The following is an 11,698-nucleotide window of genomic DNA, read 5'->3' as shown; positions in this document are numbered from 1 at the left end:
GACTCCCCACTAGTTAAAGTTTCACTTTATTGTAACACGCAATGTCATATATTTCTTTGCATATTCTAGCGATTTATGCCAAAATAGTTATAAGATTCTGATTTTTATTATTGGAGGGAATTTTCATGGGAGTATACGTTCTAACAGTCTTTGAAAAAGATGGTTCTAAAGCATTAGACGAATCATTCGAGGCGGCAACTGAAAAAGAAGCGAAAGCAAAAGGTGAATCTATTTTACAAGAAAAAGGATTGTATGAAAAAACACATCGCTGTACATCTTCTGCAGGTAAGCTCGTTTTATTCCAGCGCTAAAAAAAGAAGCGTCATCCGCTTCTTTTTACTCTACTATATCTTCGTCACACCACGTAAACGTCACATCTAGAATGCGATTACCGATACGTACGCGCTTATTCCATTTTCCTGTTTGGATCTGATGTTGCAACTCTGCTTTCATCTTTTCCGTCCAGTCGTGAATCGTTTCACTACCGTTGTACGGATATACGCTTGGAAACTCTTCCTGCAGTAGATGCAAGCTCTCTGCGTCAAAATGAAAATGGAAGAAGTAGTTTGCTGTAAGCGATGGTTCTTGCAATCGTAAAAAATGATCATCAACTTGCTTTCTATTTCTATAGAAAGTAAAGATATTCACTTTACCGCTCGTAATTTGGTCAATTTGAATTTCGTGCTTCTCTATAATCACGTCTTGCCCACCTCGTTATATACTATCCTTAGTATATATGTCTTTTGCAACAAAGTTAACCATTTTCGCGCGAAATTCATTTCCTTCATTAATACCCGTACCTCCAAGTATGATCAGAACAAACAAAAAATAAAGTTGAAGGGGAGCGATCACATGTATTTCGGAAGCAAAGGTTGGTATGTAAAAGAACTTAAAAAATTAGGTATTCGTACTTATGAAGGTAAAAAACTAGAGTCGTATCGTACGCATGTGTTATCTAGTTTACTTGAGAGAATGAAGAAGGCTTCGGCTTAATTGATGTAGGAAGCGACTACGGTTGCTTCCTTTTTATATAGTGGTAAAAAAGAAATAATCCTATCTTAACGTTCTATCTTTACCGTTATACTCTCTTGATAAAAACCACCGATTATTAACTGAATCTCTATTACTAAATTTCTTTCTAGATAATCATTCGTACATACTTTAAATTCCCCATACTTATTAACCCGTCCGCTTCCAACATACATATCACCACTTGTTATGACAATTGTTGAATGAGGTTCTGCACAGCCCGATACATAATTAGCACCACATTTTACAAAATCTATATTTATTTCCTTATGAATTTTAGTAACCGAATCTATATATTTCTTGTTACGCAAATTATCATCTTGCTCTTCAGCCCTCAAAAGCGTTTGATTTTTGCTAACTTTTTCTGAAGAGGAAGCAACATTCCTCAGCCAAATAAACCTATAAAATGTAGTAATAGGTAGAAACATCTACGCTAACTCCCCCATTCTTCCTTCTCGTTTTTATCGACTACAATCTTTCGATGAACTTACAGCATTGATTTATACATCAATATAAATTAATATTATTTTCCATTCAATTTCGCACTGTTAATTTGTACAGAATACATAGAATACTGTTTTGCACCCCAGATGCAATGGCAACACTACACAAAATAATCCACGATCCATTAAATGTAAATCCGCCTTCAAATGTGTTAATAATAATTATGTTGCCGATTATTAAAAGAATCCATGAAATGGAATACTGTTTTCCATTTGTAATATATAAAATTCCATCCTCATAACAAACTGTAATTCCTCCACCTTGCCAAACACCAATAGCGAAAGAAAAAAGCGTAACTGCCAATAACTCTGCTTGTAAATCTCTAGTCACTGGTTGCGGCGCCGTATAAGTAATAATCCCTATCATCATGAGAAAAGTAATAATATGTATCCAGTTTAATTTTGTTTGTTTACTTTGCAGCCAAATAAAGAAAATTACTACAGAAATTAAAAACAAAGTTGCCATTTAATTATTCTTCTTCCTTTCCCACATTAAAAACGTCTGTGTAATGCAATTAGAGCGTTCTTAAATCTCTCATACTTTCTAAAGCATAACATGAGAAAGAAATAAAAAAATCGTACAAAAGGGCAAGCCTATAATGTACGATTGGGCATATATAATGTTTTAAAAATGAATTAATTTCCTTTCAATAGATACAGCTACTGCTTCTGACCTTGAATTAACACCTAATTTATTGTATATATTTGTTAAATACGCTTTTACCGTTCGCTCAGCTATTCCCATATCGAATGCAATTTCTTTATTCTTATTTCCACGCGCAATAGCTTTCAACACAAACAATTCTTTTTCTGTTAAATTATTTTCTTCAACCATATTAGCATGTATTTCTTTCCTTTTATAATTCACTATCTTTTCCATAATATTGGGTTGTAGTAATATCTCACCTCGAATAGCCGCTTCCAATGTTCGAAACAAATTCTCACGATCCGTATCTTTTAGCAAATATCCTTTTGCTCCTAGCTCAATTCCCTTTAACATTAATTCATCTTCGTTATAAGTAGTTAATATAATAATCGGCGTATGATTTTGTTTTTTATTTAAAGCTTCAATTGTTTCTAAACCACTCATTTTAGGCATATTTAAATCCATTAAAATAACATCAGGTTCCTTTTTTTCTATGAAAGAAAGAGCTTCTTCTCCGTTTGCAGCCTCACCTATAATTTGAAATGAATCACTCGTTTCTAATATTAATTTCAGACCTTCTCTTACAACGAAATGATCATCCACAATTAATACGTTATACTTCATCGCTATCTCCTTCATTATTGATAGGTACTTGAATATACACTTTCGTACCCTTCATCTTTTCACTTAATATATGTATTTCTCCATTCATCAATCGAACACGCTCATTTAAGCCAATTAAGCCGTAATGTCCAGGATTCTTACCGATATCTCCAGTGTCAAAACCAATTCCATTATCTTCAACTTCAATAGTAAGTTTTTCAAGATCATCGATATATTCAACTTTTAAATTTACATCTGTTGCCTGCGAATGTTTTGCGATATTCGTTAAACATTCACTAATTACATATAAACAATGTTCCTTTACTAAGCTTGAAATATGCGGAGGGCTTTGAATAGTAAATCTCACGTGTATAGACGTAGCCTCAGAAAAACGTTGAACTTCTTCCTCTACTGCTTTATTAAATGAATTGGTAGTATGACGCAAATCATCAATAACCAGCCTTGCATCATGTAAAGTTTGTCTCGCTCTTATCATAGTTTGTTTCGTAATCTCTTGAGATCGTCCTGTATTCCCTTTTTGCATATGGGCATCTATTGCTTCCAATTGCATAATTAAGCTCGCTACACCTTGCGCTAACGTATCATGTAAATCCCTTGCCATTCGCTGCCTTTCATTAGCTAATGTCAATTCTTCTACTCTCATATATGCAGACTCTAACTCTTGAATGTAGCTCTGTATACGATTACGTGCATCATATTGCTGCTTATTAATATAAGAAAAAGGAATAATAATTGCTAGTACTAAAAGGAACATAGAGATAAGAATAGCTACTTTATTCACACCATAATTCATACTAATCGCAGTACAAAATATGGCATACATGAGAGTAAAAACCGCCATTACTTTAAATATATTGTTATAAACATATAGACTTTGGGCAATTAAAATAGGCGTTAATCCAACAAAAATAGCTATTGAACCATTTGGTACAATAAATGCAGCAAGAAACACAATGAAGAGTTGTACAAAAAAGAAATACAACAATTGTCTATTCTTTAATGAACTTGCATACCAATGAAAGATAGTATGAATAACAATAATTATTGTGAAGAAGAAACTATCCATTGAGAGAATATTATTACGAAATTCTAAAAGCATTGAAGCTATATATACGAGTGTAATCCATAAAACAACAAACCTTCTTGGAATAAATACCGCTTCCAATACATTTGTATCCAAGTCTATATTTGAATTCATTTTTTTCATATTCGACCTCCATCATTATATTATACAAGATGCAGCTTACATTTTGATAAAGTGAAACTTTAATTAGTGGGGCTTTTTTCCATCCCCATTACAGAATATAAATATGAAATATTGCATATCGAAATGCATTGATATAATTGTAAGCGCTTACTATAATAAGCGTATAAAGATTTATTGCATCTTACCATTAAAAAAGGAGGCACTCATATGGAAATCGCAATGGCAGTTTTAAAATTTGTAGGTGGAGTAATTCCATTAGTTCAAGAACTTTTAAAAGCATTCATGTAAGGTGATCATTCAGCAATTATCTATAATAATTATCATACAAATGATCTGTATATCAAAAACAAATTGATACACAGATCATTTGTGTGAGAAAACTTTATACGAGAACTATGTAACCTAGTAGAACAATAATAATGTATCTATCTCAAGTTAGAAAAAGTCGCTCACAAGAGCGTCTTTTTCTTATATTAGTACGTATTCAGAAGAAATCGATTTTATCAAATAGATAAACGACGAATTTCTGTTCCCTTTTATTTTTTGATAACGAAATAATCACTCCAACCAAAAATGCTATAATAAACCCAATCAAACTAAGGGGGAACATTTATCGTGCACGGAAAACACATTCAATTTCACGAGTTTGGCAACCCAAAAGATGTATTACAAGTTGAATATAAAAATATAGAACCACTAAAAGAGAATGAAGTTTTCGTTCGTATGTTAGTTAGGCCGATTAATCCATCTGACTTAATTCCAATAACGGGGGCGTACGCTCATAGAATCCCTTTACCTAACATACCTGGTTATGAAGGTGTTGGTATTGTAGAAGATGTAGGCGCGGGCGTTACGAGAGACCTTATCGGTAAACGTGTTTTACCGTTACGCGGAGAAGGTACTTGGCAGGAGTATGTGAAGACATCAGCTGATTTTGTAGTCCCTATTCCGGATTCTATTGATGATTTTACAGCGGCACAAATGTATATTAATCCTCTTACGGCGTGGGTTACTTGTACAGAAACGTTAAACTTACAGAGTAATGACGTTTTATTAGTGAACGCTTGTGGATCCGCTATTGGACATCTATTTGCGCAGTTATCACAAATTTTAAACTTCCGATTAATTGCTGTTACAAGAAATAATAAGCATACAGAAGAATTACTGCGCCTTTGTGCTGCATATGTAATTGATACTTCCACTGCCCCGCTTTATGAAACCGTTATGGAATTAACAAACGGGCTCGGTGCGGATGCTGCAATTGATTCTATTGGGGGATCTGATGGAAATGAATTAGCTTTCTCCTTACGTCCAAACGGGCACTTTTTAACGATCGGTCTTCTATCAGGAATACAAGTGAACTGGGCAGAGATTGTCACGAAAGCAAAAGTGCACGCGAACATATTTCATTTACGACATTGGAATAAAGAAGTATCACCATATAAATGGCAAGAAACGTTTCGTCACTTAATTCGCTTAGTGGAAAACAAACAATTACATTTTATGAAAGTCCATTCTACGTATGACTTAGCAGATGTGAAAAGTGCGGTTGATGTTGTGCAGTCTGCTGAGAAAACGAAAGGGAAAGTGTTTTTGACGAGTTATTGAATGCAATTGAAGAAGTCTTTTTGATTGACCTTTTAAATAGACTAAATAATACGTTTAGAAACATATAATTGTAAGTATCTGGTATAATTATATTAAAAGGTAAAAGGAGATTTTCACATGTGGTTCATTTCGGCAATCGCGCCTGTTGTAATAGTTGGTGGAATTGTAGTATTTGTAATTAAAAGATTGGAACATAAATATAAGAACGGAAAATTAGGTAAGAAAAACTCTCAAAAAGCTCAACTGTTATTAGATAGTTTAATACCTATGGGAATGCTTGTTGGCTGTATGATCGGTTTGATTTTCGGTATGTTTTTCCCGGATTTCTCACTGCTTTCCATTAGTTTAGGGTCTGGAATAGGCTATTTATTTGGTTATTTCGCCTATGAAATTTATAGCAAGACAGGAAACAACTTTTCCTAATCCAAAAAGAATAAGCGGGACAGTACATAGTCGTCATATAAAATATGTACTGTCCTTTATTTTTGCATCAACGTTATCACCTTACCTTCCACATCCTATACACCTTTTTTATTGATTTTCCTCTCCTCCCTCTTTTGTATATCCACTTTTTTATTTTCATTGGATCTATACCCATAATAAAGTAGAGCGCATGTAATAACTGAACCTACAATATATCCTAAAAAACATCCTAACCAAAACATAATATAACCGCCTCCATTCATTATAAATTTTTATGTAATACAACTCTTTACATGCTCAATCGTTTATTTCTATAAACTATACACCCTCTAAAGTTATTCATACCATTATTTCTCCCCTTACCTCAAATAACAATTTTATTATTTATCATAAAGTTAACACTTTCGTTAAACATATATAAAGATTGCTATATTCCTTACTTTTCTCCTTGAAAACGTTATATACTACATTTGAAATAAGCAAGTGTGTCTGCTTATTATCTAAATTCCCGTGCAATACCCCCTCACGAAATGCTAGGAGCAATCCTAGCATTTTTTACAATAACGTTTTGCTTATTTTAAACATATGTACAGTATAGTGTTTTTCAGCTTATCCCTTAAGCGGTTATATCATTTTAGCGAGCCAGTACATTCGCCATCAGCTCTTCTTCATTTTAACTGAACTGTAGTCATGAAACAAAAAAATCCCCTCAAAGCATGAACTTCAAGGGGGAGCCTGTTTTTTATTTACTTATATACGTACAGCTGTACCACTTACAGCAACCATTAACATTCCATCACGAACAACTTCGTAATCTACGTCAATACCAACGATAGCGTTCGCACCTTTTTGTTTTGCAAGTTCTTTCATTTCATCCATTGCGATATCACGAGCTTCTTTTAGCTTGCTTTCGTAAGAACCAGCACGACCACCGACAACATCACGAACAGAAGCGAATAAGTCGCGAACAATATTTGCACCCATAATAGCTTCACCATTTACAATATCGATATACTCAATAATTTCTTTACCTTGAATTCCAGACGTTGTTGTTACAATCATGACTGACACTCTCCTAATAAGTTGTAGTTTTAATTAGCTTTCTTATGTCTTTATTATGACATGGAAAAAGTAACTAATCTATTGAATTACCTTACAGGAATGTGACAGTTTTGTAAGAATAAAACGCGCATTATGTTTAATTTTAATAAAGCGCTTTAATATTGGGATACATAAAAGATTCTCTATTTTCTTTCCAGTCCTTTTCTACTTCTTTAAAAGTTGGTCTCCCTAACTCTTCCTTGTTTTCATGTTTACTAAACCATTTCTTCACATACTTCTCTCCATTTTGATTTTGAACTGTACAAAGGAAACTATTACTACTATCCTTTACTATTTTTACAATCACGAAAAGACACCTCTTTCCTTTTAAATAACAGAATAGAACTTGATCTTTTACTATAAGCCCTTCCTCTCTTATAGTCATACGACTCCTCGGCCGCGCCAAAGTTGTAAGATCAAAAAACGATATTCACTATGTTTACATTTTTCATCATTGATATGTGAAGTACATATTATTTAAAGAAATCAGAGTTATAAGCATTATGCTTATCAAATATTTTATAGATTTCTAACTTATCACCTAATTTTGCATCTACTAAAATTAATATATTTCCATCGTAAATGTATTCTTCATATTTCTTAGCGTGTTCTTCGGGAATTCCTAATCCGATAAATGCTCCTATTAAACTTCCAGCTCCTCCGCCAATACCGGCTCCTCCAATAGCTGCTGCGATAGGTCCCGCTGCTACGATTGGACCCATTCCAGAAACGGCAAGTATACCAAGACCTGTTAATAAACCACCGAGTCCGCCTGCTACTCCTCCTGCCACAAGCCCTGTCGCTGAAAAGATATCCGCTTTATGTGCAGTTTCATGATTCACTTTTTCACCCGATTTTTCTTCCAGATGTTCAATTTCCTTTTGATCCTTCGCAATAGCTGAAATATTATCCGCCGAGTATCCTTTATCATTTAATTCATTAATAACACATGCCGCATCATCAATTGTTCTAAAAACACCTACTATTTTTCTATCTACATCCATAACTATTAACCTCCTAAAGTTTTATATAATGTATCTTTATCTTTCTTCATTTCTGTATACACTAATCTTCTTATTAACATAACCATTTACGAAAAAAGCGAATAATAAAAGGATTACAAGCGAACTACTTAACAAGTAAATTAAATCAAATGTAATGTCAATCATCATTTCATTCATGTATACCAGACTCCTTTTTATTTAAAGTAAAAGTATATTTTTATAGACTAGAGCTCTTATAATTCATCTTCAGTCAATCTCTTTCTAGTATATGTATACCCTTCGTAACCCTTTCTAAACCTAAAATACTATAATTATATTTTTTCTTATTTATATGTTTAACTTTTTTTAAAACGGGTATGTTTATATTGTTATGCTTACTATATGGAAAGGAATATTTCGATGAATGCAATCCAATCTACTACTATTCTTTATAATGAAACACCTACAATAACGCAGATTCATCATTTTTATGCTTTAATGACAACATTTCAAACGAATTTATTTATAAGTAAACACGGAACACTTACTTCTATTAAAAGCTTAAGCACATTAATATCCTTTTTCCTTACTGTAAAAAAGAGAGAGCTTGTATTATTTATCTTTGAAGGAATAGATGCAAAAAAAGCTTTAAGAACACTCTTTCCTTCTTAAAAGTTATATGATCCCCCTATTCCCTCGATTGTTACTTTTCATATATAGTTTTATATTTCAAAATGATTTCCTCTATGAAAAACGAGCCCCCTAATACAATAGGGGGATTTCTAGTTTGGCCTTATAAAAACTGATATAATATATATTACGTTTTTCATTCTTTACAATTGAAAACTTTGAATAACCTTGAAGGTAGGAATTTTTAATGAAATCGAAAGCAAAATTTAGTATTCGCTACAAAATTATGGCTGGTTATTTAGTTATCATTTTGTTCTTACTTATTTCTTTCATTATGCTAAACAATGAGATTTCTAGTTTACAAAAATCTCGTAATTTTATTATTGATCACGATTTTAAAGTTCTTAATTTAACGAATCAAGTGGAGAAAGAATTGCTAACAATTGAAAATAAAGCGAAAGGATTTGTCACTTCTAATGATGCAAATTACGTGCAATCTCTTAACGCTGCGGAAAAGGATTACGAAAAACACTATCAAGATCTTTTGGCTCTATTAGAGGATAACCCCTCTCAACAGGAAAAATTAAAACAGATTAATGAAAACATTACTAGTTGGATTAATAAAGAGATTCACCCATTCATTACAAATCACAATAGTAATAACGTACAAGCAATCGACACGACTCAAATTCAATCATTACAATCGCAGCTAACTAACTTCCGTAGTGTAGAGGAGCAACTAACGAAAAAAAGAGCTGCACAATTAGATACTGAAAATAATAAATTAGAAATTTGGTTATACAGTTTATTGTTCTTACTTTCTTGTATTTCTATTATCATTTCACTCTATATTTCGAATTCCATTACAAAAACGATTAAAAATGTAATTCAAGTTATTAAATCCATTTCTTCTAAAGAAAAAATTACGGAAAGAATTCATGTGAACAGCCATGATGAAATAAAAGATCTAGCTCACACAACGAACCACCTACTAGACGAAATATCGAAAAGAGAGTGGTTGCAAACCGAGCTTGCAGAATTAATTTTAATGTATCAAGGTGTATCTTCTATTGAGATGTTAGGTAACAAAATTCTTAGTGGAGTTATACAAAAAACGCAAACTTCTTGCGGTGCATTCTATGTACGTGAAGAAATTGAAGAAACTGTCTACTATGTGAAGAAAGCTTCTTTCGCAGATCAAGGTGCTGATATTGGGAAACAATCCATTAAAATGGGGGAAGGTTTAATTGGGCAATGTGCTTTAGAAAAACAAAGCTTTATTCTTCGAGAAATACCAGAAGAATTTCGTTATGTCACTAGCGGCTTATTAGAAATACGCCCTCAAAATCTACTAGTCGTCCCTATCTTATTTGAAGATGAAGTGATCGCAGTAATGGAATTAGTAAGTGTAGCTGAGATTTCAGATTTACATCAAGATTTAATTCAACAAACCGTTGATAATCTAGGTTTAACAATCCATAGCATTATGGGACGTATGCGAATTCAAACTCTATTACATGAATCACAAGCAATGACAGAAGAGTTGCAAGTTCAATCAGAAGAATTGCAAACGCAAGCTGAAGAACTACAAATGCAAGCTGAAGAATTAAGAACAACGAATGAACAACTAGAGTCTAGAACGGAAGAGGCCGAGCAAAAGACAGCTGACTTACAAATTACTAAATCAGAATTAGAAGAAAAAGCAAGTGAGCTATTACGTAGCTCAAAATACAAATCAGAATTCCTAGCAAATATGTCACATGAATTACGCACACCGTTAAATAGTATTTTACTCTTATCTGAAATGTTAAAAGAAAATCATGATAATCATTTATCCGATGATGAAATTGAATTAGCAACCGTTATTCATTCATCAGGAAAAGATTTACTTACTTTAATTAATGACATACTAGATTTGTCTAAAGTAGAAGCCGGAAAACTAGATGTGATTTTTGAAGCAACGAACATAAGTGACATGGCAGCAAATATGCATCAAAACTTTTTACATATAGCTGCACAAAAAAATGTCGAATTTACTATTGAAGACAGTGATGCTATTCCTGATCTGTTTTATACAGATGCAAAACGTATTGAACAAATTATTAAAAACTTATTATCCAATGCATTTAAATTCACGGAAAAAGGATCCGTTTCTTTACATTTCGATTCGATAGAAACAACCCATTTAAGTCATGAAATGCAGTCTATAAGTAATGATTGGATGACAATTTCGGTAAAAGATACTGGTATTGGTATCGCTACAGAACAGCATCAACTTATTTTCGAAGCCTTTCAACAGGCAGATGGCGCAACGATTCGGAAATATGGTGGTACAGGCTTAGGGTTATCTATTTGTAAAGAATTTGCTAGATTGTTAGGTGGTTGGATTACGTTAGAGAGTCATGTAGGAGAAGGCAGTACTTTCACTGTATATATTCCTAACCTTCCAAATGGATTAACTGATATACAAGTATCCAATTTAGAGGTTGCAGCAACGATAGATGACGTTATTCCTGTTGAAGTGGTTGAGGAAACTATAGTGACTCCAGAAACAGATAACGTCTTCCAAGAGAAAACCATTTTAATTGTCGATGATGATCACCGAAATATATTTGCATTACAAAATGCATTAGAAAAACAACATGCCAACATTATTACTGCACAAAACGGTATAGAGTGTTTAAAAATACTTAAAAACAATACAAATATTGACCTTATTTTAATGGATATTATGATGCCTAATATGGATGGTTATGAAACGATGGAACATATCCGAATGAACTTAAGGTTACATGAAATACCTATTATCGCATTAACTGCGAAAGCAATGCCAAATGATAAAGAAAAATGTTTATCTGCTGGCGCTTCAGATTATATAAGTAAACCATTAAATTTACATCAACTCTATTCGGTAATGAGTGTATGGTTAATAAAATAAGTGAGG

15 protein-coding genes and 1 pseudogene are annotated in these 11,698 nt (G+C 33.0%); 7 read left to right on the top strand and 9 right to left on the bottom strand.

Translation table 11 applies throughout. From position 1 onward, the window contains the following. The first annotated feature begins 125 nt into the window (after positions 1-125). A complete protein-coding gene (locus DN389_RS21825) occupies positions 126-311 on the top strand; it encodes a YhzD family protein (RefSeq protein ID WP_000539551.1) in 186 nt (61 codons plus the stop codon). A 25-nt stretch (positions 312-336) separates the two neighbouring features. Here the strand turns inward: DN389_RS21825 and DN389_RS21820 are convergent, their stop codons facing one another. Next, positions 337-699 carry a hypothetical protein gene (locus tag DN389_RS21820; RefSeq protein ID WP_098082720.1) on the bottom strand — a complete coding sequence of 121 codons (363 nt, stop codon included), beginning with the start codon at positions 697-699 and terminating at the stop codon, positions 337-339. A 153-nt stretch (positions 700-852) separates the two neighbouring features. Between DN389_RS21820 and DN389_RS21815 the strand changes: the two genes are divergently transcribed. After that, positions 853-993 carry a YflJ family protein gene (locus DN389_RS21815; protein ID WP_000273536.1) on the top strand — a complete coding sequence of 47 codons (141 nt, stop codon included), beginning with the start codon at positions 853-855 and terminating at the stop codon, positions 991-993. A 65-nt stretch (positions 994-1,058) separates the two neighbouring features. Here the strand turns inward: DN389_RS21815 and DN389_RS21810 are convergent, their stop codons facing one another. From DN389_RS21810 to DN389_RS21795, 4 genes are all read right to left on the bottom strand, one after another. Continuing rightward, positions 1,059-1,457 (bottom strand): hypothetical protein, encoded by a 399-nt coding sequence (locus DN389_RS21810; protein WP_098802190.1) that lies wholly within the window; start codon positions 1,455-1,457, stop codon positions 1,059-1,061. Positions 1,458-1,563: 106 nt separating this feature from the next. After that, positions 1,564-1,998, bottom strand: coding sequence for a hypothetical protein (locus DN389_RS21805; protein ID WP_149237618.1), 435 nt, complete (start codon positions 1,996-1,998; stop codon positions 1,564-1,566). A 159-nt stretch (positions 1,999-2,157) separates the two neighbouring features. Continuing rightward, the gene (locus DN389_RS21800) at positions 2,158-2,802 is read right to left on the bottom strand and encodes a response regulator (RefSeq protein WP_000876843.1); all 645 of its coding nucleotides are present in this window, start codon (positions 2,800-2,802) and stop codon (positions 2,158-2,160) included. Beyond that, the gene (locus tag DN389_RS21795) at positions 2,792-4,009 is read right to left on the bottom strand and encodes a sensor histidine kinase (protein ID WP_149237617.1); all 1,218 of its coding nucleotides are present in this window, start codon (positions 4,007-4,009) and stop codon (positions 2,792-2,794) included. Before DN389_RS21795 ends, DN389_RS21800 begins: the two co-directional genes overlap by 11 nt. A 103-nt stretch (positions 4,010-4,112) precedes the next feature. Between DN389_RS21795 and DN389_RS29230 the strand changes: the two are divergent. The 3 genes and pseudogenes from DN389_RS29230 (at position 4,113) to DN389_RS21785 (ending at position 6,040) form a co-directional block, all read left to right on the top strand. Continuing rightward, positions 4,113-4,297 (top strand): annotated as a pseudogene (locus DN389_RS29230) (hypothetical protein). Positions 4,298-4,624: 327 nt separating this feature from the next. After that, on the top strand, positions 4,625-5,617 hold the full coding sequence (locus DN389_RS21790) for a zinc-dependent alcohol dehydrogenase family protein (protein ID WP_149237616.1): 993 nt from the start codon (positions 4,625-4,627) through the stop codon (positions 5,615-5,617). A 117-nt stretch (positions 5,618-5,734) separates the two neighbouring features. Further along, entirely contained in the window at positions 5,735-6,040 is a 306-nt protein-coding gene (locus tag DN389_RS21785; protein WP_048545423.1) for a hypothetical protein, read from the top strand. A 750-nt stretch (positions 6,041-6,790) separates the two neighbouring features. Here DN389_RS21785 and DN389_RS21780 read toward each other — a convergent pair. The 4 genes from DN389_RS21780 to DN389_RS28520 form a co-directional block, all read right to left on the bottom strand. Continuing rightward, positions 6,791-7,102 carry a YbjQ family protein gene (locus DN389_RS21780; protein ID WP_000637510.1) on the bottom strand — a complete coding sequence of 104 codons (312 nt, stop codon included), beginning with the start codon at positions 7,100-7,102 and terminating at the stop codon, positions 6,791-6,793. 142 nt (positions 7,103-7,244) lie between these two features. Beyond that, positions 7,245-7,448, bottom strand: a complete 204-nt coding sequence (locus DN389_RS21775) for a DUF4028 family protein (protein ID WP_116300196.1) — start codon at positions 7,446-7,448, stop codon at positions 7,245-7,247. A 166-nt stretch (positions 7,449-7,614) separates the two neighbouring features. Beyond that, positions 7,615-8,145, bottom strand: coding sequence for a general stress protein (locus tag DN389_RS21770; RefSeq protein WP_149237615.1), 531 nt, complete (start codon positions 8,143-8,145; stop codon positions 7,615-7,617). Positions 8,146-8,181: 36 nt separating this feature from the next. After that, entirely contained in the window at positions 8,182-8,322 is a 141-nt protein-coding gene (locus DN389_RS28520) for a hypothetical protein (protein ID WP_001004564.1), read from the bottom strand. A 222-nt stretch (positions 8,323-8,544) separates the two neighbouring features. Between DN389_RS28520 and DN389_RS21765 the strand changes: the two genes are divergently transcribed. Next, positions 8,545-8,796, top strand: coding sequence for a hypothetical protein (locus DN389_RS21765; RefSeq protein WP_000991707.1), 252 nt, complete (start codon positions 8,545-8,547; stop codon positions 8,794-8,796). A gap of 205 nt (positions 8,797-9,001) precedes the next feature. Beyond that, complete coding sequence (locus DN389_RS21760; protein WP_149237614.1) at positions 9,002-11,692, top strand: ATP-binding protein; 2,691 nt, start codon at positions 9,002-9,004, stop codon at positions 11,690-11,692. Positions 11,693-11,698 lie beyond the last annotated feature (6 nt).

Origin of the sequence: Bacillus sp. AY3-1 (genome assembly GCF_008368785.1) — a bacterium.
Classification (GTDB): domain Bacteria; phylum Bacillota; class Bacilli; order Bacillales; family Bacillaceae_G; genus Bacillus_A; species Bacillus_A wiedmannii.
Note: the sequence above shows the minus strand (reverse complement) of the source record. Positions and strands in the feature narration are given on the sequence as shown.